Origin of the sequence: Micromonospora sp. HB375, from assembly GCF_017872985.1 — a bacterium.
Lineage (GTDB): Bacteria > Actinomycetota > Actinomycetes > Mycobacteriales > Micromonosporaceae > Micromonospora > Micromonospora chalcea.
The window spans coordinates 3,252,932-3,274,435 of the sequence record NZ_JAGGJO010000001.1 but is presented as its reverse complement, the minus strand read 5'-3'; the positions used below and the strand labels follow the sequence as shown (position 1 = coordinate 3,274,435).

General features: G+C 74.4%; 20 protein-coding genes. 9 read left to right on the top strand and 11 right to left on the bottom strand.

Annotation, left to right across the window (positions count from 1 at the left end):
• Nucleotides 1-78 precede the first annotated feature (78 nt).
• Both J3R08_RS14985 and J3R08_RS14980 read right to left on the bottom strand, forming a co-directional pair.
• Nucleotides 79-1,167 (bottom strand): zinc-binding alcohol dehydrogenase, encoded by a 1,089-nt coding sequence (locus J3R08_RS14985; protein ID WP_209961676.1) that lies wholly within the window; start codon nucleotides 1,165-1,167, stop codon nucleotides 79-81.
• Complete coding sequence (locus tag J3R08_RS14980; RefSeq protein ID WP_209961675.1) at nucleotides 1,160-2,182, bottom strand: Gfo/Idh/MocA family protein; 1,023 nt, start codon at nucleotides 2,180-2,182, stop codon at nucleotides 1,160-1,162. Before J3R08_RS14980 ends, J3R08_RS14985 begins: the two co-directional genes overlap by 8 nt.
• Before the next feature lie 202 nt (nucleotides 2,183-2,384).
• Between J3R08_RS14980 and J3R08_RS14975 the strand changes: the two genes are divergently transcribed.
• The 5 genes from J3R08_RS14975 (at nucleotide 2,385) to ctaD (ending at nucleotide 8,087) form a co-directional block, all read left to right on the top strand.
• Nucleotides 2,385-3,416: a glucosyl-3-phosphoglycerate synthase gene (locus J3R08_RS14975; protein ID WP_181373806.1), complete on the top strand. Its 1,032-nt coding sequence runs from the start codon at nucleotides 2,385-2,387 to the stop codon at nucleotides 3,414-3,416.
• A gap of 19 nt (nucleotides 3,417-3,435) precedes the next feature.
• Nucleotides 3,436-4,590 carry a glycosyltransferase gene (locus tag J3R08_RS14970; RefSeq protein WP_209961673.1) on the top strand — a complete coding sequence of 385 codons (1,155 nt, stop codon included), beginning with the start codon at nucleotides 3,436-3,438 and terminating at the stop codon, nucleotides 4,588-4,590.
• A gap of 87 nt (nucleotides 4,591-4,677) precedes the next feature.
• Nucleotides 4,678-5,130: a DUF4383 domain-containing protein gene (locus tag J3R08_RS14965; protein WP_043330186.1), complete on the top strand. Its 453-nt coding sequence runs from the start codon at nucleotides 4,678-4,680 to the stop codon at nucleotides 5,128-5,130.
• A gap of 134 nt (nucleotides 5,131-5,264) precedes the next feature.
• A complete protein-coding gene (locus J3R08_RS14960) occupies nucleotides 5,265-5,996 on the top strand; it encodes an ATP-binding protein (RefSeq protein WP_043324490.1) in 732 nt (243 codons plus the stop codon).
• Nucleotides 5,997-6,083: 87 nt separating this feature from the next.
• Nucleotides 6,084-8,087: a cytochrome c oxidase subunit I gene (ctaD, locus tag J3R08_RS14955; protein ID WP_043324493.1), complete on the top strand. Its 2,004-nt coding sequence runs from the start codon at nucleotides 6,084-6,086 to the stop codon at nucleotides 8,085-8,087.
• A gap of 103 nt (nucleotides 8,088-8,190) precedes the next feature.
• On the opposite strand, the gene J3R08_RS14950 is transcribed toward ctaD, so the two are convergent.
• The 4 genes from J3R08_RS14950 to J3R08_RS14935 all read right to left on the bottom strand — a co-directional run bounded on the left by J3R08_RS14950 (nucleotide 8,191) and on the right by J3R08_RS14935 (nucleotide 14,274).
• Nucleotides 8,191-9,324: a SigB/SigF/SigG family RNA polymerase sigma factor gene (locus tag J3R08_RS14950; protein ID WP_064446137.1), complete on the bottom strand. Its 1,134-nt coding sequence runs from the start codon at nucleotides 9,322-9,324 to the stop codon at nucleotides 8,191-8,193.
• Between the two features lie 244 nt (nucleotides 9,325-9,568).
• On the bottom strand, nucleotides 9,569-10,978 hold the full coding sequence (locus tag J3R08_RS14945; protein WP_064446138.1) for a hypothetical protein: 1,410 nt from the start codon (nucleotides 10,976-10,978) through the stop codon (nucleotides 9,569-9,571).
• A gap of 430 nt (nucleotides 10,979-11,408) precedes the next feature.
• On the bottom strand, nucleotides 11,409-13,157 hold the full coding sequence (locus tag J3R08_RS14940; RefSeq protein WP_187693678.1) for a thiamine pyrophosphate-binding protein: 1,749 nt from the start codon (nucleotides 13,155-13,157) through the stop codon (nucleotides 11,409-11,411).
• Nucleotides 13,150-14,274, bottom strand: a complete 1,125-nt coding sequence (locus J3R08_RS14935; RefSeq protein WP_030504049.1) for a Vms1/Ankzf1 family peptidyl-tRNA hydrolase — start codon at nucleotides 14,272-14,274, stop codon at nucleotides 13,150-13,152. The genes J3R08_RS14940 and J3R08_RS14935 overlap by 8 nt, the downstream gene beginning before the upstream one ends.
• Before the next feature lie 142 nt (nucleotides 14,275-14,416).
• On the opposite strand from J3R08_RS14935, the gene J3R08_RS14930 reads away from it, so the two are divergent.
• Nucleotides 14,417-14,965: a hypothetical protein gene (locus tag J3R08_RS14930; RefSeq protein ID WP_176722897.1), complete on the top strand. Its 549-nt coding sequence runs from the start codon at nucleotides 14,417-14,419 to the stop codon at nucleotides 14,963-14,965.
• Nucleotides 14,966-15,001: 36 nt separating this feature from the next.
• A complete protein-coding gene (locus J3R08_RS14925; protein WP_069089871.1) occupies nucleotides 15,002-15,892 on the top strand; it encodes an alpha/beta fold hydrolase in 891 nt (296 codons plus the stop codon).
• On the opposite strand, the gene J3R08_RS14920 is transcribed toward J3R08_RS14925, so the two are convergent.
• Complete coding sequence (locus tag J3R08_RS14920; protein WP_209961671.1) at nucleotides 15,873-16,244, bottom strand: DUF3817 domain-containing protein; 372 nt, start codon at nucleotides 16,242-16,244, stop codon at nucleotides 15,873-15,875. The genes J3R08_RS14925 and J3R08_RS14920 overlap by 20 nt on opposite strands.
• Before the next feature lie 157 nt (nucleotides 16,245-16,401).
• Here J3R08_RS14920 and J3R08_RS14915 point away from each other — a divergent pair, with 157 nt between their 5' ends.
• The gene (locus tag J3R08_RS14915) at nucleotides 16,402-17,880 is read left to right on the top strand and encodes a glutamate--cysteine ligase (RefSeq protein WP_209961669.1); all 1,479 of its coding nucleotides are present in this window, start codon (nucleotides 16,402-16,404) and stop codon (nucleotides 17,878-17,880) included.
• 12 nt (nucleotides 17,881-17,892) lie between these two features.
• Here J3R08_RS14915 and bla read toward each other — a convergent pair whose 3' ends face one another.
• The 3 genes from bla to J3R08_RS14900 all read right to left on the bottom strand — a co-directional run bounded on the left by bla (nucleotide 17,893) and on the right by J3R08_RS14900 (nucleotide 19,940).
• Nucleotides 17,893-18,819 carry a class A beta-lactamase gene (bla, locus tag J3R08_RS14910; RefSeq protein WP_209961666.1) on the bottom strand — a complete coding sequence of 309 codons (927 nt, stop codon included), beginning with the start codon at nucleotides 18,817-18,819 and terminating at the stop codon, nucleotides 17,893-17,895.
• Nucleotides 18,820-18,990: 171 nt separating this feature from the next.
• Nucleotides 18,991-19,599 carry a DUF6518 family protein gene (locus J3R08_RS14905; RefSeq protein ID WP_187693675.1) on the bottom strand — a complete coding sequence of 203 codons (609 nt, stop codon included), beginning with the start codon at nucleotides 19,597-19,599 and terminating at the stop codon, nucleotides 18,991-18,993.
• Nucleotides 19,600-19,649: 50 nt separating this feature from the next.
• On the bottom strand, nucleotides 19,650-19,940 hold the full coding sequence (locus J3R08_RS14900; protein WP_069089831.1) for a helix-turn-helix domain-containing protein: 291 nt from the start codon (nucleotides 19,938-19,940) through the stop codon (nucleotides 19,650-19,652).
• A 66-nt stretch (nucleotides 19,941-20,006) separates the two neighbouring features.
• Here J3R08_RS14900 and map point away from each other — a divergent pair, with 66 nt between their 5' ends.
• A complete protein-coding gene (gene map / locus J3R08_RS14895; RefSeq protein ID WP_064446143.1) occupies nucleotides 20,007-20,780 on the top strand; it encodes a type I methionyl aminopeptidase in 774 nt (257 codons plus the stop codon).
• A gap of 18 nt (nucleotides 20,781-20,798) precedes the next feature.
• Here map and J3R08_RS14890 read toward each other — a convergent pair whose 3' ends face one another.
• Entirely contained in the window at nucleotides 20,799-21,446 is a 648-nt protein-coding gene (locus tag J3R08_RS14890) for a maleylpyruvate isomerase family mycothiol-dependent enzyme (protein ID WP_113973753.1), read from the bottom strand.
• Nucleotides 21,447-21,504 lie beyond the last annotated feature (58 nt).

Genomic DNA, 21,504 nt, shown 5'->3' with positions numbered 1-21,504 from the left:
CCGTCGATCATGAGGTTGGCGGCGTCCGGTGCCCGTTTTGTCGCCGCCAACCTCATGATCGACGCCCTGGAAATGGGGTCAGGGGGTCAGGACCACCTGGAGTTCGGTGCGGCGGCGTTGGGCCAGGTCGGTCAGCAGGGCGGGGGCCTCGTCCAGGGGGACAACTGCCGAGATCAGGTGCTTGCGGATCATGTCGCCGTACTGGCGCAGCAGCTCCACCGTCTCCGCGGACAACCGCTCGCGGTCCCAGGTGGGGGCCAGGCCGCGCGGCACCCGGCCGATCTGCGCGCACCGCAGCGACAGCCCGTTGTGATGGAACTCCTCGCCGAGGCGGACCGCGTCCGCACCGGCCTGGTAGAACGCCAGGTCGACCACCGTGCCCTGCGGTCGCAGCAGGCGCAGCGCGAGTTGCAGCGCCCAGTCCTGGCCGCGGCACTGGAAGACCACGTCCGCGCCCCGGTCCCCGGCCGCGTGGTTCCACCGGGTCTTGAGCACCACCGCCGGGTCGTCCGCGTCCGGGTCGAGCGTGTCCAGGCCGAGCGCCTCGGCCACCTGCCGCCGGGCCGGCGTCGGGTCGACCACGACCACCGAGGCGGCGCCGTGGCGGCGGGCGAACAGCGCGGTCAGCAGCGCCACCACGCCGCCGCCGACCACCGCCACCCGGCGACCGCGTACGCCGTCGCCGAGCTTGCGCACGTCGGCGCCGCACAGGTCGGCGGCGGCGTGCAGCAGCCCGTTGGCGCAGATCGGGCCCATGTGCGCGACGTACACGCCGAGCAGCGGGTCCAGGTCGTCGGGCAGCGGCACGAACCGCTCGGTGAGCGGGTCGGCGACCCAGCCGCTGCGGTGCCCGTACGTCATGGCCCCGACCTCACCCACCGCGACGGCCGGGGTACGGCTCTCCACCACCCGCCCGACCTGCATGTAGCCGAGCCGGGTCACCGGGTACGGCGTGCTCGCCCCGCCGGGCCGGAACAGTCCGAGCGCGGCGTCCCAGGTGACGTGCAGGTACGGGTTGGTGCCCTTGACGAAGCTCAGCTCGGTGCCGGCGGACACGCCGCTGTAGAGCGTCTCCACCCGGAACGTGCCCTCGCGCAGCTCCGGCGCGTCCAGTTCGGCCAGCTCGACCCGGCCCGGGCCGCCGACCACCACCACCCGGTCACGCATCGACGCCCACCCCCGCGTCCACGACCGGCGCGGTCAGCCGCGACGCCGGCCCGGTGGGCAGCGCCACCGGCCGGCCGGTACGCGCCGACTCGGCCACCGCGAGCGCCAGCCGGTGGGTGCGCAGCGCCTCGGCGTACGGCACCCGGACGTCGTCGCCGAGACCACGAACGGCGTCGACGAAGGCCCGGTCGACGGCGATCCGCGCGCCGTCCGGGTCGGCGGGCAGGTGCCGCTCGCCGTCGCCGTCCCGGACGGTCAGGCCGTCCTCGGCCAGCCACAGCGCCAGCCCGTCGGCGAGGATCTCCACGCCGGCCCGGTGCTTCCAGCCCAGCACGCACGACGCGGCGAGCGTGCCGACCGCGCCGGAGCCGAAGCGCAGCGTGGCCGCGGTCACCGAGTCGATGTCGGCGCCGTCGACCGGCGGCGGGCTGCCGTCGCCGTACGCGCTCACCTCGACCGCCTCGCCGGCCAGCAGCCGGACCAGGTCCAGCACGTGCGCGGCCTGCTCGACCACCGGGCCGCCGGAGCGGTCCCGCCGCGCCCACCAGGCCACCGGCGGCACCTTGTCCAGCCAGGCGCCGTTGACCATCCGCACCGGGCGGCCGGCGAGCAGCCGCCGCGCCTCCGCCACCACGTGCAGGTAGCGCCAGTGGTGCCCGACGCCGGTGAGCAGCCCGCGCTGCTCCACCAGCGCCGCGACCCGCTCGGCGGTCTCCAGGTCCAGCGCCACCGGCTTCTCCACGAACATCGGCACCCCGGCGGCGACCACCGCCTCCTCGACCGGGCCGTGGGCGAACGGCGGCACGCACACGTACACCGCGTCCGGTCCGGCCGCGAGCAGCTCCTCCACGTCGCGGAACACCCGGCCGCCGTACGTGCCGGCGAGCGCCTCCGCCGCGTCCGGCGCGACGTCGGTCACGCCGAGCAGCTCCACGTCCTCGAAGCCGGTGAGCACCCGGGCGTGGCGTTGCGCCACCCCGCCGGCTCCGACCAGACCCACCCGGCAGGTACGCATCCGACCAACCCTCTCGCCACGACTGGAAGACTGCGGTCACCACTCCCCGCGGCGGCCGCGCCCGAAACGCCGCCGAGGGGCGCAACGCAACGTTCATCTGCCCGGAACCGCCCGGTACGCACCTGGTGATCAGGTTGTCAGGCAAGATCCGGTTAGCGCGGATGCGGGATTGGGAAAACCATGGTTCGCGATTCCACCACTAATGGGGGTGCCCGTGCGGGAATCAGATTCGACCGTCTCACCTGTGGTGGAGGCGTGGGCCACGTACCGCACCAGCACCGCCGCCGACTGGCCGGCGCAGCGACTGGTCCGGGCAAAGGGAAACAGCCGGGTCAGCGTGGTGCTGCCGGCACGCAACGAGGAGGCCACAGTCGGCGCGATCGTGGCGACGGTCCGGGAGCACCTGATGGACCGGGTGCAGCTGGTCGACGAACTGATCGTGGTCGACTCCCGGTCCACCGACCGGACCGCGCAGGTGGCGCGCGCGGCCGGCGCCGAGGTGGTCAGCCAGGACGCGATGACGCGCGGGCTGCCCCGGCTGACCGGCAAGGGCGACGCGCTCTGGGCCGGGCTGGCGGCGGCCGAGGGGGACGTGGTCGCGTTCGTCGACGCCGACCTGCGCGAGTTCCGGCCACACTTCGTGACCGGGCTGCTCGGGCCGTTGCTCACCGATCCGAGCGTGGACTTCGTCAAGGGCTTCTACCACCGGCCGCTGGTCGGCGCCACGAGCGTGGAGCCCGACGGCGGCGGCCGGGTGACGGAGCTGATGGCCCGGCCGCTGCTCAACCTGTTCTGGCCGGAGCTGGCCGGCTTCGTGCAGCCGCTCGCGGGCGAGTACGCCGGTCGCCGCCGGGTGCTGGAGCGGGTGCCGTTCGTCACCGGGTACGGGGTGGAGACGGCCATGCTCATCGACCTGCTGGAGCTGGTCGGGCTGGACGCGCTGGCCCAGGTCGACCTGGGCGAGCGCAAGCACCGGCACCAGGACACCGCGGCGCTGGGCCGGATGTCCGCGCAGATCATGCTGACCGCCTGGTCGCGGCTGCAACGGCGCGGCTGGGCGGCGCCCGGGGTGATGCCGGGCGCGCTGCTGACCCAGTTCCGCCGCGGCGGCTCGGAGGCGCTGCCCAACCTGGACCGCGAGGTCGTGGTCAACGACGTGTCGGTGCAGGAGCGCCCGCCGCTGGCGCAACTGCGGCACCGCATCCCGCGCCGCCGCCGGGTCGCGGCCGCGTGAGCGCGAGGAGGAACAACGCATGACGCTCACCGTGCTGATGAACGCCGGTCCGTGGCTGTCCGTGCCGCCGCCCGGCTACGGCGGGATCGAGAACGTGGTGGCCACGCTCGTGCCGGAGCTGCGCCGGCTGGGCGTACGGGTGGTGCTGGCCTCGGTGGAGAGCAGCACGCTGCCGGTGGACGAGAAGATCGCGGTCTTCCCGGACGGCCAGTTCCACGCGCTGCAACGGCCGTACAACCAGGTCTGCGGCGTGTCCCAGGCGCACCTGTCCGGGGTGGTGCGGGCGCTGCACGCCCGCGACGACATCGACCTGGTGCACGACCACGTGGAGGCGGTCGGGCTGGCCACGCTCGCGGCGATGGGCCCGGACGCCCCGCCCGCGCTGCACACGTTGCACTGGGACCTGGCCAAGCACCCCGAGCTGTACGGCAACCTCGACGGCGGCGACCGGGTGCGGGTCAACGGGGTGTCCGCGTCGCAGCTGGCGCGCGCGCCGGAGGCGCTGCGCGCGCACTCGGTGGGGCACGTGCACCTGTCCACCCCGCTCGCGGTGGACGCGGACCGGCAAGCCTCGGTGGCGAAGGGCGACCACGTGGTGATCCTCGGCCGGATCAACCCGGGCAAGGGGCGGGACCTGGGCGCGCGGCTGGCCCACGAGGCCGGTTTCCCGCTGGTGCTGGCCGGGCCGGTCGGGCCGTACCACCGGCCGGAGGATCTCGCCGCGGCCGGCGACGAGGCGCGGCAGAACCCGGACGTGCGCTTCTTCCACGACCACGTCGCGCCGTACGTCGACGGCGACCGGGTGCGCTGGGTCGGCACGGTGGCCGGGCGGGACCGCGACGACCTGGTCGCCTCGGCGCGGGCGTCGCTGTTCCCGCTGCGCTGGGAGGAGCCGGGCGGCACCGCTGTGGTCGAGTCGCTGGCGTTGGGCACGCCGGTGGTGGCCACCGCCCGGGGCTGTCTGCCGGAGCTGGTCGAGCACGGCCGCACCGGCCTGCTCACCGGCGTCGAGGAGGAACTGGGCGACCTGGTTCTCGCCGCCGGCGGCCTGGAGCCGGACGAGTGCCGGCGCGAGGCGGCGCGCCGGTTCACCCCGGCCCGGATGGCGCAGCGCTACCTGGAGCTGTACGAGCGGGTCCGCCAGGGCGCGGCGCAGCCGTTGCAGCCCGCCTGACGTACGCCACCGGCCCGGCGTTTGCCCGCGCCGGGCCCGGGAAACCGTCGCTCCCCGCGTGGCGAGGAGGCCGGCGTGACGAACTCGATGGCGCACTCCCGGGCGCGCCGCAACCCGGCCGACGGCCGGGCGCCGGTGCGCCGGATCGCCTCCGGGTTCGCCGTGCTCCTGCTGCTGCTCGGCGCGCTGGGCTTCGTGCCCGGCATCACCAGCGACTACGCGGATCTGCGCTTCGCCGGCCCGGGGTCGGGCGCCCGGCTGCTGGGGCTGTTCCAGGTCTCGGTCGTGCACAACCTGGTGCACCTGGTCCTCGGGGTGGCCGGGCTGGCGCTGGCCCGTACCGTCGCCGGGGCCCGCGCGTTCCTGGTCGGCGCCGGGGCGGTCTACCTGGCGCTGTGGCTCACCGGCCTGGCGGTCGACCGGCGCGACGCGGCGAACGTGCTGGCGGTCAACCGCGCCGACGCCTGGCTGCACCTGCTGCTGGGCGCCGCCATGCTGGTCCTGGGGCTGCTCGCGTCGCGACGCGGCGACCGCCGCTGACCTGCGCCCCGGCGGCCCGGATGCCCGGTTTCGGGGGCCGGGGGCCCGGGTACGTCCGTAGTCCTCCGGCTGCGGGAGGCGGCGACCGCCGCGGCCGGGCGACCCTCCCCGACGAAACGGAAACGAGGACGGCGATGGTGACCCGGATCAGGTGCGAGGTCCGCGACGAGTCGCCGGTCACTGTCGTACGGCTGGCCGGCGCGCTCGACCTGGGCACGATGCGCGCGGTGCACGAGGTGCTGGACCGGTGCCTCGCCGCGCAGCCGGACGCCCTGGTGGTCGACCTGGAGGAGATCGAGGTCGGCGAGCCGCTGGCGCTGTCCGTCTTCGCCGCCGCCGCGCGGCGCGCAGCCGACTGGCCGGCGGTGCCGATGGTGCTCGCCGCGCCCTGCGCCGAGACGGCGGCCTGGCTGAACGAGACCACCGCCTGCCGGGTGGTGCCGGTGCGCCGGGACTGCGCCGAGGCGGCGGCGCTGGCCGGCGCGGATTCGGCGCCCCGGCTGCGGGCGCGGCTGGAGCCGGTGGCCGGGGCCTGCCGGCGGGCCCGGGAGCTGGTCACCGAGGCGTGCGGCAGGTGGAACGTGCCGGAGCTGGCCGGCCCGGCCTCGCTGGTGCTCAGCGAGCTGGTCGGCAACGTGGTGCGGCACGCCGGCACCCCGATGCAGGTGACGCTGACGCTGCGCCGGCCGTACCTGCGGGTGGCGGTGATGGACGGCAGCCCGGCCGACGCGCGCGCCGCGACCAGCCGCGACCCGCGCGCCGAGGGGGGCCGCGGGCTGATGCTGGTGCGGGAGCTGACCCAGCGCTGGGGCAGCACCCCGGTCGGCGCCGGCAAGGTCGTCTGGGCCATGCTCCCCGCTAATTGACCGAATTCTCCGCTCTCGCCTGGTTACATGGGCAGAGGGCCGGGTACGCCCGCCCGTCCTGTCTGTCGTCACACGGGGTGAGATGCCATGCCCAAGCGGGTAGTCACGGAACCGGCACGAGACCGGGGGCCCGCGATCCTCGCGCCGGCCCGGTTCGGGGGCTTCCCCGGGCCCGTACGGGAAGCGGTGAAGGGCAACGCGCTGTGGCGGTTGCTGCGCACCACCGACGCCAAGCAGATCGGCCTGCTCTATCTGATCACGTCGTTCGCGTACTTCATCGTCGGCGGGATCCTGGCGCTGGTCATCCGGGCGGAGCTGGCCCGGCCGGGGATGCAGATCGTCTCCCCGGAGCAGTACAACCAGATGTTCACCATGCACGGCACGGTCATGCTGCTGCTGTTCGCGACGCCGCTGTTCTTCGGGTTCGCCAACTACCTGGTGCCGCTGCAGATCGGCGCCGCCGACGTGGCGTTCCCCCGGCTGAACGCGTTCGCGTACTGGCTCTACTTCCTGGGCGCGCTGATGGTCGTGGGCGGGTTCGCCACCCCGGCCGGCGCGGCGGACTTCGGCTGGACCGCGTACACGCCGTTGAGCACCGCGCAGCACTCCCCCGGCGTCGGCGGGAACCTGTGGGTGGTCGGCCTGGCCGTGTCCGGCCTGGGCACGATCCTCGGCGCGGTCAACCTGATCACCACGATCGTGACGCTGCGGGCCCCGGGCATGACCATGTTCCGGATGCCGATCTTCACCTGGAACGCGCTGCTCACCAGCGTGCTGGTGATCTTCGTGTTCCCGCTGCTGGCGGCCGCGCTGATGGCGCTGGCCTCGGACCGGCTCCTGCACTCGCACGTGTACGACTCGACGACCGGCGGGCCGATGCTGTGGCAGCACCTGTTCTGGTTCTTCGGCCATCCCGAGGTCTACATCATCGCGCTGCCGTTCTTCGGCATCATCACCGAGATCATTCCGGTGTTCTCCCGCAAGCCGATCTTCGGCTACACCGGCCTGGTGCTGGCCACCATCGCCATCACGGTGCTGTCGATGACGGTCTGGGCGCACCACATGTTCGCCACCGGGCAGGTGCTGCTGCCGTTCTTCAGCATCCTGAGCTTCCTGATCGCGGTGCCGACCGGCGTGAAGTTCTTCAACTGGATCGGCACCATGTGGAAGGGACAGATCACGTTCGAGACGCCGATGCTGTTCGCCGTCGGCTTCCTGGTGACGTTCCTGCTCGGCGGCCTGACCGGGGTGCTGCTGGCCAGCCCGCCGCTGGACTGGCAGGTCACCGACAGCTACTTCGTGGTGGCGCACTTCCACTACGTGATGTTCGGGACCATCGTGTTCGCCGCGTTCGGCGGGCTCTACTTCTGGTTCCCGAAGATGACCGGGCGGCTGCTCGACGAGCGGCTGGGCAAGATGCACTTCTGGACCATGTTCGTCGGCTTCCACGCCACGTTCCTGGTGCAGCACTGGCTCGGCAACGAAGGCATGCCCCGCCGGTACGCCGACTACCTGCCCGGTGACGGCTTCACCACGCTGAACACGATCTCCAGCATCGGCTCGTTCGTCCTCGGCGCGTCCACCCTGTTCGTGATCTGGAACATCTGGAAGTCGTGGCGGTACGGCGCGATGGTCACCGTGGACGACCCGTGGGGTTTCGGCAACTCGCTGGAGTGGGCCACCACGTGCCCGCCACCGCTGCGCAACTTCGACCGGATGCCGCGCATCCGCTCCGAGCGGCCGGCGTTCGACCTCAAGTACGGCCCGCTCGTCTCCGACCTGGGCCGCGACCTGCCGCAGCGCACCACCAAGCCGCCGCAGAGCTTCCGCGAGGAGCTGCGCCACGAGCGGCACCTGCCGGAGTCCCCGTCGGCCGGCGGCGCGTACGGGGCGCCCGAGGCGGTGGACTACCAGCCCGCTCCGCAGTCCGGCGCCCGGCCGGTGGAGGTGCCGGTGCCGGAGGAGGTACGCCGGCCCAGCTTCGAGGAGACCGACGAGCCGGAGGACAGCGCGCTCAACGCCGAGCGCGACGACCAGCCCAACGACAGGTGGCGGCACCCGCGCGGGCACGGGGACACCCCGGAGAACTGAGACACCGGACGGGGGCCGGTGCCGTGCGGGCGCCGGCCCCCGTCGCGTACGCCGCGCGCCGGCTCCCGTGGTGGGAGCCGGCGCGGTACGTGCGTGCGGCGGGTCAGTCGGCGGCCGGCAGTCCGGCAGCGGTCAGCGAGCGGCGCACCGCCGGCTGCACCCGGGTCAGCCGCAGCGGCACCCCGGTACGCGCGGCGGCGTCCCGCCCGGCCATCAGCGCGGCGATCCCGCCGGCGTCGAAGCCACCCGCGCCGACCAGGTCCACCACCACCTCGCGGGGCTGCCCGGTGACCGCCTTGAGCACGGCCCGGCGCAGCTGGTCCGCGCCGGCCCGGTCGACCTCGCCGCCGACCTCGACGACCACCCGGTCGCCGTTCTGCTTCACCGAGATGCGGGCCTTCGCCGGCTCGGCCTCGGCGGCGCCGTTCTGCCAGGGCGGCGGCGCCTCGGCCAGCATCGCCTGGCGCAGCCAGGTCAGCGCCCGCGACAGCAGCCGGGACACGTGCATCTGCGAGATGCCGAACCGGGCGGCGATCTCCGCCTGGGTCTGGTTGCCGTAGAAGCGCATCGCCAGGATGCGGCGCTCCCGCCAGGGCAGCCGGTGCAGCAGGCCGCTGACCGTGACCCGGTCGTCCACCGACTCCAGCGCGTGGTCGGACTCGCCGACCAGGTCACCGAACTCGGCCGAGCTCTCCCCGCCGACCGGCGCGTTCAGCGACGCCGGGCTGTAGCCGGCGGCCGACTCCAGCGCGGCGAGGATCTCCTCCTCCGGCGTCTCCAGCCGGGCGGACAGCTCCGCCACCGTGGGGGCGCGGGACAGCTCGCTGGTGAGCGTCGCCGTGGCCTGCCCGACCTCGAGGATCAGGTCGCGCAACCGGCGCGGCACGTGCACGCCCCAGGTGCGGTCACGGAAGTGCCGTTTGATCTCGCCGACAATGGTGATCGCCGCGTACGCGGTGAACGAGCCCCGTTCCGGGTCGTACCTGTCGACGGCGTTGACCAGCCCGAGACGGGCCACCTGTTCCAGGTCCTCCAGCGGCTCGCCGCGTCCCCGGTAGCGCCGGGCCAGCCGGCCGGCGAACGGCAGCGCGAACCGGACCAGGTCGTCCCGCGCCTCCTGCCGCCGTTCCGGTGGCAGTCCCTCGATCCGGGCCGCGTACGCGAGCGCCGCGGCGTCCAGGTCCTCCAGACCCCGGTCGGTGGTCGGTGGTGTGGGTGTGGTGGTCTGTCCGAACATCCGCGCCCCCCTCGCCGAAGGTCCCCGCCCGGTCGTAACCGGTCGTGCGCGTGGTCGGACCACGCACCGGGTGAGGAAGTTGGGTTACGTGACGGAGTACGTCGAAGGCGGTGGCCGTCCGCCGCACGGCGTCGTGGGCCGTTCCGCGGCGAGCGGTCTTCCCGCTCCGTAGGTACTCAATCACGGACCGCAGGATCGCGAGGAAGTTTCGCCAGGTTGCCCGGCAGCCGGTCCCGGCGGCGGTTCAGCAGACCAGCAGGCCCTGGTGCGCGCCCGCGTCACGCAGCGCGGTGAGGGCCTCGGCCGCCCGCAGCGGCGGCGGCGTGGGCAGGTCGCAGGGCTGGTTGCGCAACACCTCCGTGGCACGTCGGGTGGGTACCGAGGCGACCGGGTAGCCGCGGGCGGCACCCCGGTCCAGGGCCCGCCGCTTGCGCCCGAAACCGGCCACCGCCAGCCACTGGGGCAGGCCCGCGTGCGCGGGCGAGCGCAGGCCGGGCGGCTCGGGCAGCACGTCCACCGAGCTGAACGGCTCGCTGCCGGCCAGCCACCACTCGACGCCGGCGACCCGGCGCGCGGTGGCGTTCTCGCACCAGTAGGGCACCAGGCCGGCCCGCAGCACCTGCCCCGGATCGAGCAGCCGCCCGCACTCCACCACCAGCCGGTCCCCGGTCTTGCCGGCCCGCCGCAGCCAGCGCCGGTACAGGTCGGCGGTCACCGCGCTCAGCGCGTCCGGCTGCGGCACCACGACCCGGTGCAGCGGGTGCCCGTGCCGGTCCCCCGCAGACCGGGCGTCGTGCTCGAAACCGGACTCCACACCGTGCTCGGCGAACGCGCCCGCGACAGTGACCTCCGGCGTGACCCAGCGCGACTCGTCCCCGCCGGCGGCGCGCAGCACCTGACCCAGCGCGCGGGCGTCCGGGTGGAAGTCGACCGGGTCCAGCCCGCCGGCCGGGCAGCCGGTCTGGAAGCTGTGCCCGTCGCCGCCGTCGCGCACCGGCCAGGTGCGGGCGTCGTGCAGCAGCAGCACCGGCGCGGCCGGTTCCAGCCGGTCGGCCAGGAAACGCGCGTACGCCTTCGGCAGCGTGCGCCAGCGCACCGCGAACGTCACCACCGCGCCCGCCGCCGCGCCCCGGCTCGCCGGGCAGTGCACCTGGCGTACGTGCACGCGCGGATTGGCGTCGAGCAGCCGGGCGGCCAGCGTGGCGCCGTGCGCGTACGCGGCGTCCGGGCGGTCCACCGCCCCCCGGCTCCACCGGGCGGTGATCTCGAAGCCGGCCGGCAACCACGGCACGCCGAGCGCCACCGCGAGGTGGGCGGCGGCGCCGTGCGGTGAACCGAGCACCACGCCGGGCCAGCGCCGGTCCGGGTACTGTCCGGTGAACCATCCGGCCACCCGCTCGGCGTCCACGGCGGCGATCTGGGCGGCGGTGAGCGCGGCCCGCCCGGCGGCCCGCGACGCGGCGGCCCGGCGTACCGGCTCGGGCGCGCCACCGAGGCGCGACAGCGCGCCCGGGTGGCCGAGGTCGCCGCAGTCGTCGCCGCGCAGCGCCCGGGCGGTCGCGGCGACCAGGGTCCGGGCGGCGCTGCCGGCCGCCACCACCCGCTCGGCGGGCAGTCCCGCGCCGCCGGCCCGTTCGACTCGTTCGCTCACCACGCGGCCCGGCTTCCCGTCCCTCTGGGGTCTAAACGGGGCATCTCCCCACGGGGCAGGACCAAGGCCCGCCCGGTGGCCGCACCGCCCGCGGCACCCAGGTACGCCGTCGCGCCGCGCGCCCGCCGTCACGGGCGGGTATGGGCCGGACCGGGACGGGCACTGCACGGCGCATGCCCGACGACGGGAGCACCCCGGCGGCGACCATCACCCCGTACCGGGACGGACCGCCGCGGGAACGCAACGACTTCGCGCTGGTCACGCCCGAGTATCGAGACGTCTCCGGGCCGCCCGGCGACCGCGAGCGCTGCCCCCCTGCCACCTCCCCCGCGATCTTGCACTTCGGCCCCCGGAAAACCGTTCTGAAGCGGGCACTCAGGGGGCCGGAACTGCAAGATCGCGAGGGAAGAGAGGGCGGGCCGCCCGGATGCCGCTAGACGATCTCGTCGGCCGCGATGGCCTCGGTCTGGATCACCCGTTCCCGCACCCGGCGGGCGGCGTCCCCGTCGGCGACCAGGCCGCGCAGGTCGGCCAGCGCCGGCTCGGGCACGTCGAGCGGCGTGGACGGATCCACCACCGCCTCCAGCACGGCGGGCCGGTCGGCCGCGAGCACCTCGTCCCAGGCGGCGCCGACCAGGTCCGGCCGGTCCACCCGTACGCCGTGCAGCCCGAGCAGGCGCGCCCACCCGGCGTACGGCACGTCGGAGCGTCGTCCCCCGGGCGTACGCCCGCCGCCCACCCCGGACTGGTCCCGGTTGTTCAGCACCAGCACGATCAGCCGGGGATCGCGCCACCGCGTCCAGTGGTGTGCCACCGTGATCAGCTCGGCCAGGCCGTTGAGCTGCATCGCGCCGTCGCCGAGCAGCGCGATCACCGGCTCGTCCGGGCGGGCCAGCTTGGCCGCGACCGCGTACGGCAGCGCGCAGCCCATCGAGCCGAGCGTGCCGCACAGCCGCGCCTGCACCCCCGGTGGCAGCTCCAGGTGCCGGGCGTACCAGTAGACGACCGAGCCGACGTCGACGGCGACGGAGGCGTGCCGGGGCAGCCGGGCGGACAGCTCGTGGAGCACCAGCCGCGGGTTGACCGGCTCGGCGGGCGTGGCGGCCCGCTCGGCGGCGGTCTCCCGCCACCGGTCCACCATCTTCTCCACCATGCCGCGCCACTCGCGGTGGGGCTGGTCGGGCACCCGGGTCAGCAGTGCCCGCAGCGTCTCGGCGGTGTCGCCGACGAGCGGCACGTCCACCGGGTAGCGGGTGCCGACGCGCCGGCCGTCGATGTCGATCTGGATGGTGCGTACCTGGCCGGGCATCGGGAACCAGTCGGTCCACGGATCGTTGGTGCCGATCATCAGCAGCGTGTCGCAGCCGCCCATGAGCTGCGCGGCGGCGGTGGTGCCGACCTCGCCGAGCACGCCGGTGTGGAACGGCAGCCGCTCGTCCAGCACCGGCTTGCCCAGCAGCGACGTGGCCACGCCCGCGCCGAGCCGGTCGGCGAGCGCGACGATCTCCTCGGCCGCGCCGTGCGCGCCCTGGCCGACGAGCATCGCCACCCGCTGCCCGCTGCCCAGCAGCGAGGCGGCGGCGTCCAGGTCGGCGTCGTGCGGCAGCACCCGGGCCAGCGGCTCGCCGGGCGTCGCGGTGACCACTCCGGCGGTCTGCGGCAGCAGGTCCGGTACGGCGGTGACCTGCAACGCGCGCGGCAGCACCACGCAGGTCGGGCTGCGCGTCGCGGCGGCGGTACGGAACGCCTGGTCCAGCAGCGCCGGCACCTGCTCCGGGCGGCGGCCGTAGCGGACGAACTGGTTGCACACGTCGCCGAAGAGCCGGCTCAGCCCGATCTCCTCGTGCGCGCCGCCGAGCGGGCCGGTGACGTCCTCGCCGACGATCGCGACGACCGGCTTGCTGTCCAGCTTGGCGTCGTAGAGCCCGTTGAGCAGGTGCACCGCGCTGGGCCCCTGGGTGGCCAGGCACACCCCGACGCCGCCGGTGAACTTCGCGTGCCCGGTGGCCATGTACGAAGCGGTCTCCTCGTGCCGGGCGGGGACGAACGCCGGGTCCCCGCCCGCGTCGTCGAGCGCGCCCACGAGCGGGGCGATCGCCGCGCCCGGACAGCCGAAGACCCGCGGCACCCGCCAGGCCCGCAGGCGTTCGACCACCAGGTCGGCGACGATGCGCTCAGCCATTACCCCGCCCGGGCGTGCTCGCGTCGACGTAGCGCAGCACCGCGCCGACCCCGTCGGTCAGCTCCGGCGCCTCCTCGGGCGCGAGCACCGTCAGGTCCGCGTCGGTGCCGATCAGCGCGCGCAGCAGCGCGGCGTCGGCGCGTACCCGCTGGGGGTCGGCCACCGACATGTCCGACAGCTGCCCCGGGTCGGTGGCGATCTCGGTCGGCTCGGGGCCCACCCACAGCTCGCCGTCGGCGGACGGGTCGTCCACGATGAGCATGGTGTCGACCTGGTTGCGTTGCAGCGCGGAGACCACGGCGTCGAGGCCGGCCCCGACGTCCTCCTGCACGCCGAAGCGGTCCAGGGCGGCGGTGACGCGCCGGTCGGCGACCTCGGCGACGGTCTGCGCCGTGATGTCGTCCATCAGCGTGTCGTCCGCGCCGACGTCGCGGGCGCCGGCGTCGGTGCGGACCAGCACGTCCTGCCACCGTTCCGGCAGCTGGGCGGCGATCATGCCGGTGGCGCGGATGTCCCCGGCCACCACCACGACGTCCGCGCCGACCCGCTCGGCCAGGTCTGCGGTGGCCGCGGCGGCGTCGCCGGCGTTCTGGTGCCACGCCTCCATGGCGGCGCGCTGGTAGCGGGACTGTGACCAGCCGCCCGGCTGTACGCGCCGCAGCTGCCGGCTCTGTCCGCCGGTGACGTGGGCGCGGCGCGGCACGCCGCCGGCGCTGACCGCCATCGCGTCCGCGCCGGTACGGTCGGCCAGGACCCGCACCCAGGCCACCTGTTCGCCGCGCTGGGCCACGAGCGGCATGGTGTGCGGCAGCGCCGACCAGCTCGCCAGGTCACGCAGCGGCGGCGCGGACAGGTACTCGGTGAGCACCACGCGGCCCCGGGTGGCGAACACGGCGATCCCGTAGTCGCCGGGCATCGGCTGGTGCCGGCGGACGACCTCCTCCACCGCCTCGACGGTGACCGGGTCGGCGCCCTGGCTCAGCAAATCGCCCTTGAGGGCCCGCCAGCGCAGGTCGACCTGCGCTCGCGCGTCCTGGGTGTCGCGGGAGGCGTCCATGTACACCGAGCACCAGGGCCCGGGACGGTTGTAGAGCGGGCGCAGGAAGGACAGCTGCATGCTCGACCCCTTTCCGGCTCGGCCGCACGCATACCCGCGCCCCGGCGGAGTTCACCTGCCGGCCGCCCGGGCGTGACCGGTGTTCATTCACGTCGTTCAACTCCACGGGTCGATACCATCTGTGCACGGATCGGAACTCTCGGTGGTGAACATGGACACGGAGCTGCATACCCGTCGCGTCGTCCACCCGGCGGAGCGCGTCGTCACCGGACGTCTCGTCCGGTTGATGGAGGGCTACGCCCGGGAGGTACGGGTCGGGCAGCCGGCGCTGGTCGCGGTGCTGACCGCCGCGGGGGTGGTGGGGCTGCTGCTGAAGGTGGTGCGCGCGTTGCTCAGCAGCGGTGGCGGCGGGGCCCGGCGCAGCTTCAAGGAGCTGAAGAAGGGGCCGGAGTTCCTGGTCACCCCGGTCCGGGTCCGCGACGCCGCCGGCCGGCTGGTCGAGGTCGAGCTGCACGGCCACCTGCCGCAGAGCGCGCTGCACCCCGGCGACCACGTCCAGCTCACGCTGCGGGCGCAGCGCGACGAGGATCTGCCGCCCCGGATCGAGCGGATCGTCAACCTGACCACCGGGCAACTGCTCACCCCGCGCACCGCCACGCTCTGGTCGCACCTGGGTCCGGCGCTGCTGCTCCAGGCCGTGCTGGGCGCCGTGCTGCTGTTCGGCGTGGCCGCCTGCTCCGCGCTGACCTAGGTTTCCCCGTCGCCGGTGGCGGGCACCGCTGCGGCCATGTTCGCCGGATTCACGCTCACCGAGATCGACGCCGGCGCGGTGCGCCTGCGCGTACGCCACGGCGGCTCCGGGCCGCCGGTGGTGCTGCTGCACGGGCACCCGCGTACCCATGCGACCTGGCACCGGGTGGCGCCGCGGCTGGCCGCGCGGCACACGGTGATCTGCCCGGACCTGCGCGGCTACGGCGGCTCGTCGAAGCCGCCGAGCGACCCGGAGCACACGGTCTACTCCAAGCGGGCGATGGCCGCGGACGTGGTCGGGCTGCTCGACGCGCTCGGCCACCGCCGGGCCGCCGTCGTCGGACACGACCGCGGCGCGTACGTGGCCATGCGCACCGCCCTGGACCACCCGGACCGGGTGAGCCGCCTCGGTGTGCTGGACGGGGTGCCGATCGGTGAGGCGCTGGCCCGCTGCGACGCCCGGTTCGCCGCCCGCTGGTGGCACTGGTTCTTCCTCGGCCAGCTCGCCAAACCGGCCGAGCGGGTCATAAACGCCGATCCGGACGCCTGGTACGGCGGCTCACCGGAGGAGATGGGCGAGCAGGCGTACGCCGACTACCGCCGCGCCATCCACGATCCGGCCACCGTGCACGCCATGTGTGAGGACTACCGGGCCGGGCTCGGTCCGGACCGGGCGGCGGACGACGCGGACCGCGCCGCCGGACGCCGGATCGGCTGCCCGGTGCTGTTCGCCTGGTCCGAGCGCGACGACATGGTCGACCTGTACGGCGACCCGGCCGCGATCTGGCGGGACTGGGCCGACGACGTGCGGACCGCCTCGATCCCGTCCGGGCACCACATGGCCGAGGAGGCGCCGCGGGAGCTGACCGACGTGCTGGCCGGTTTCCTCGCGGAGGACCTTGCCTCGGTCAGCGACCGGCGGGGGTGAGCGGTCGCGCGACCGGGGCCGGCGCGTCGAGCAGGCCCCGGCGGCGCGCCCAGCGCTCGAACAGCACGGTGGCGAACGGGGGCACCGCGCTGACCAGGGCCAGCCCGGTCTGCACGAGCGTCCAGCGGCGCCGCCGGGCCACCACGAGCGTCAGCAGTCCGTAGACCACGAACAACGCGCCGTGGATCGGGCCGAAGATCTTCACGCCGATCTCGTTTCCGGGCGGCCCGTACTTGACCGCCATGCCGGCCAGCAGCGCCGCCCACGAGCAGCCCTCGGCGAACGCCGCCACCACGAACGCCCGGATCCACCCGTCGCGCATCAGCCACTCCCCTTCGCCGTCGGCGGCCATGCTAGCCGCCCGGGCCGGGCTGTCCGGACGGAACCCGCTGCCCCGCGACGGGGATCACCGGGGCCGCCACGGGGTACAGAAAAGGGTCTGGCGGACCTTTCCTGACCCGCCACTCCGTGCGAGGTTGGGGAGAACCAACGGTGACAGGGTGGTGACCATGGGCGAGGACGTCGGCGTGCGTACCTTCAGCCGGGAGGACCGGGCCCGCTATCGCGAGAAGGTCCGGCGGTGCCTGGACGTGTTCGCCGAGATGCTGCGCGAGTCCCGGTTCGACGTGGAGCGGCCGATGACCGGCCTGGAGATCGAGCTGAACCTGGTCGACGACGACTTCGACCCGGCCATGCGCAACGCCGACGTGCTGGAGGCGATCGCCGACCCGGCGTTCCAGACCGAGCTGGGCCAGTTCAACGTCGAGATCAACGTCGAGCCGCGCCGGCTGGCCGGCACCGGCACCGCCGCGTTCGAGGAACACGTGCGGGCCAGCCTGAACGCCGCCGAGGAAAAGGCCCGCACGGTCGGCGCGCACATGGTGATGGTCGGCATCCTGCCGACGCTGCGCCCGGAGCATCTGACCGCCGAGACGCTGTCGGCCAATCCCCGGTACGCGCTGCTCAACGAGCAGATCTTCGCCGCCCGGGGCGAGGACCTGCCGATCGCGATCAGCGGGGTGGAGCGGCTGGCCACCACCGCCGACACGATCACCCCGGAGGCGGCCTGCACCAGCACCCAGTTCCACCTCCAGGTCAGCCCGGCGCAGTTCGCCGACTACTGGAACGCGGCCCAGGCGATCGCCGGCATCCAGGTGGCGCTCGGCGCGAACTCGCCGCTGTTCTTCGGCCGGGAGCTGTGGCGCGAGACCCGGGTGCCGCTGTTCCAGCAGGCCACCGACACCCGGGCGGAGGAGATCAAGGCCCAGGGCGTACGCCCGCGGGTGTGGTTCGGGGAACGCTGGATCACCTCCGTGTTCGACCTGTTCGAGGAGAACGTGCGCTACTTCCCGGCGCTGCTGCCGGTCTGCGACCCGGAGGACCCGGCCATCACGCTGCACAGCGGCGGCGTGCCGAAGCTGGCCGAGCTGCGGCTGCACAACGGCACCATCTACCGGTGGAACCGGCCGGTCTACGACGTGCTGAAGGGCCGCCCGCACCTGCGGGTGGAGAACCGGGTGCTGCCGGCCGGGCCGACGGTGCTGGACACCGTCGCCAACGGCGCGTTCTACTTCGGCCTGGTGCGGGCGCTCGCCGAGTCCGACCGTCCGCTGTGGTCGCAGATGTCGTTCAGCGCGGCCGAGGAGAACTTCAACGCCTGCGCCCGGCACGGCATCGACGCCCAGGTGTACTGGCCCGGCCTGGGCTACCTGCCGGTGACCGAGCTGGTGCTGCGCCGGCTGCTGCCGATGGCCCACCACGGGCTGGACCGGTGGGGCCTCGACCCCGCCGAGCGGGACCGGCTGCTCGGCATCGTCGAGCAGCGCTGCCTGACCAGCCGCAACGGCGCGACCTGGCAGGTGGAGACGCTGCACCGGCTGGAGTCGGCCGACCACCTGGACCGTCCGGCGGCGCTGCGCGAGGTGGTCCGCCACTACGTCGACCTGATGCACAGCAACCGGCCCGTGCACGAGTGGCCCATCCCCTGAGCCGGCCTCCCGTCAGCGCAACGCGGTCACCGTCGCCCGCGCGGCCTGGGCGACCAGGGTGTCGTCGGGCTTAGCGTCGCGGCTGCCGCGACTGGACATGACCGCCAGCACGATCGGCGCGGAGTCCGGCGGCCACACCACGGCGATGTCGTTGCGGGTGCCGTACCCGCCGGTGCCGGACTTGTCCGCCACCTGCCACCCGGCCGGCACGCCGGCCCGGACCAGCCCGCTGCCGGTGGTGCTGGCCCGCATCCAGCTCAACAGCAGGTCCCGGTCCGCGGGCGGCAGGGCCTCACCCAACGTGTACGCCCGCAGCGAGCCGGCCAGCGCGCGGGGCGTGCTGGTGTCGCGCTCGTCGCCGGGCGTGGCCGCGTTGAGTTCCGGCTCGGTACGGACCGGCCGGGTGACCCGGTCACCGACATCCCGGAGCGCCCGCGCGAAGCCGGCCGGGCCGCCGAGCGCGTCGAACAGCAGGTTGCCGGCGGTGTTGTCGCTGTACCGCACCGCTGCCTCGGCGGCGTCCCGCAGCGTCATCCCGGTCTCCACGTGCCGTTCGGTCACCGGTGAGTGCGCCACCAGGTCGGCGCGCCGGTAGCGGACCACCCGGTCCCGGTCGGCGTCGGACGTGGCGGCCAGCATCGCGCCGGCGGCGAGCGCCTTGCACGTCGAGGCGTACGCGAACCGCTCGTCGGCCCGGTGTGCGAGGGTGCGGCCGGTGCCGGTGTCGACGGCGTAGACGCCGATCCGGGCGCCGAAGCGCCGCTCCAGCGCCGCCAGCTCGGCCGGCGCGGGCACCGGCTCGGCGTTCGGCGTCGCCGACGCGGCGGGTGCGGTCGGGGCGCTGGTGGGCGACGCGGCTTCGGGCCGGTCCTTTGTGCAGCCGGCCACCAGGGCCGTCGCCGTGAGCATCGCCGCCGTGAGCACCTGCCGTCGGATCATCCGTTTCCTCCCCCGTCATCCGGACCACGCCGTTCTCGGGTCATTGTCGCCGATCCCGGTCGGGCCGGTGGTCCGCCGCCTCGGCCGACGCGGTGGCCCGCATCCTCGGCCGGCGGGGTGGCCCGCATCCTCGGCCGGCGGGGTGGCTCGCAGCCTCGGCGGCGGGGCAGGTCAGCTCCCCGCGACGGCGGCGAACGTGAGCGCGCCCGCCGCGGCCAGCGGCAGCGCCACCGCGGCGGCCAGCAGCCGCACCCGGGCGGACCGGCCGATCAGCACCACGAGCAGCACGGCCAGCCCGAGGTCGATCGCCACGTTCCACCAGGCTCCGGGGTAGGACCCGGACTTCAGCGCGAACCGCAGCGCCTCCTCCACGAACACGGCCACCGGCAGCGCGGTCCCCACGACGCGCCGCCATCCGTCGGTCCGCGCCCAGATGCCGGCGACGCCGAACACCACGCCCGCCACCACGCCGAACGCCATCCAGACGAACGAGGTGAGCGCCCAGATCACGGCGAGGTCGTCGCCCTGGAGCAGCGTCGCCGCCAGGTAGTAGCTGGGCACCGCGACGATCAGCAGGACGCTGGCGGCCACGGCGGCACGCACCGCGCCCGACCGGATCCACCAGCCCAGCGCGAACGCGGCCACCGCCCAGGTGGCTGTGGAGTTGCCCAGTTCGGCGAACGGGAACGGCACCCACTTGATCCAGACGAAGTCCAGGAAGCCGAGCAGGAAACCGGCGACGGGAACGACAAGCGCGACGGCGCGACGCGAGGGTGGCATGCACGGAATCTTACATACTCGGTATGCTCAACCCCGTCGAGAGGGCTGCCCTACGAGGCGAGGCGCCGCTCGGACGGCGCGAGACGCGCCACGTCGTCGGAGTGGTTGATCTCCGACCAGACCGCATCCAGGGAGAGGCCGAGGACGTCGGCGATGGCGGCGATGGTGGGAAACGCCGGGGTGGCCACCCGGCCGGACTCGATCTTGCGGAGCGTCTCCGGGGAGACACCCGCGTCGAGCGCGGTGAGCAGCATGGATCGCTCACCCCGGGCGCGGCGCAGGAGCGCGCCGAGGCGCTGCCCGCGCTCGACCTCGGCGGGAGTGAGGGGCAACCGGACCATGCCGAGATTCTAATACCGGGATAACATGACCGGGATACTTATTGGTCGCGTGAGGAAGGCGCCCGCATGATCGAGATCCTGAGCCCCACCGACGTACGGCGGGCGCGGGACACCGGCGCCCTGGTCGCCCACATCCTGCAGACCCTCCGGAGCAGCACCACCGTCGGCACCAACCTGCTCGACATCGACAGGCAGGCCCAGCGCATGATCGTCGAGGCCGGGGCGCAGTCCTGCTACGTCGACTACGAGCCGTCCTTCGGGCGCGGGCCGTTCGGCCACTACATCTGCACGTCGGTGAACGACGCGGTGCTGCACGGCCTGCCGCACGACTACACGCTCGCCGACGGCGACCTGCTGAGCCTCGACCTGGCCGTCAGCCTCGGCGGAGTGGTGGCCGACTCCGCGATCAGCTTCCTCGTCGGTGACGCCCGGCCCGCGGAGAGCGTCGCGCTCATCGACGCGACCGAGCGGGCGTTGCAGGCCGGGATCGCCGCCGCCGGTCCCGGCGCCCGGATCGGCGACCTCTCGCACGCCATCGGATCGGTCCTCACCGCGGCCGGTTACACGGTCAACACCGAGTTCGGCGGGCACGGCGTCGGGTCGACGATGCACCAGGACCCGCACGTGTCGAACACCGGCCGCCCCGGACGCGGGTACAAACTGCGCCCCGGGCTGCTGCTGGCGCTGGAGCCGTGGGTGATGGCGGACACCGCCACGCTCGTCACCGACGCCGACGGGTGGACGCTGCGCAGCGCGACCGGCTGCCGCACCGCGCACAGCGAGCACACCATCGCCATCACCGACGACGGCGCGGAGATCCTGACGCTGCCGAAGCCGTGACCCGGGCACCCGCCGTGGTCACACGGGCGTGCAGCGCTCCCGCAGCGTGGGGACACCGGGCCCGGTGAGGTCGTCGCAGTACGCGGCCCGCCCGGCCATCGCCATCGTCAGCGCCAGCGTGGTGCCGCTGACCAGCGGGCCGTCGCCGGCGGTGAACGGCCCGTCGGTCGCCTCCACCCGCAGGCCGTCGATCGCGCTGCGCCCGGCCACCGTGAAGTCCCGCCCGGCGTAGAACCGGGCGACCGGCGTCACCGCCTCGACCGGGGGCGTCCGGGCCAGGCCGAGCGGCCGCCGGATGTCCTGGGCGTGCACGACCACCTCACCGAGCCACGCCTCGGTCGGGCCGAACGTCGACGTGGTGCTGCCGATGATCCGCCGGAACCGGTCGAGCGTCTCCCCCGGGTCGGCGCCCCGGTGCTCGGCCAGCCGGCGGTCGTTGTGCAGGTCGAAGTCGAACCGGGCGCCGAGCACGCTGGCGACCCAGCGGGCCCGGCCGACGCTTGCCGCCGCGGTCATGTGCGCGAGTGTCTCCTCAACGGTCCACCGGCCGCACAGCGAGCGCCGCGCCCACTGCGCCGCGTCGATTCCGGCGAGGTCGTCGGCCAGGGCGGCGCGCTCGGCGTGCGCGAGCGCCCACAGCTCACGGCGGGTCAGCGTGTCGGACATGAAACCTCCAGGGGCCGGGTCGTCGGAGTTAGGACCCCGCCCCGTCGACGAACTCACC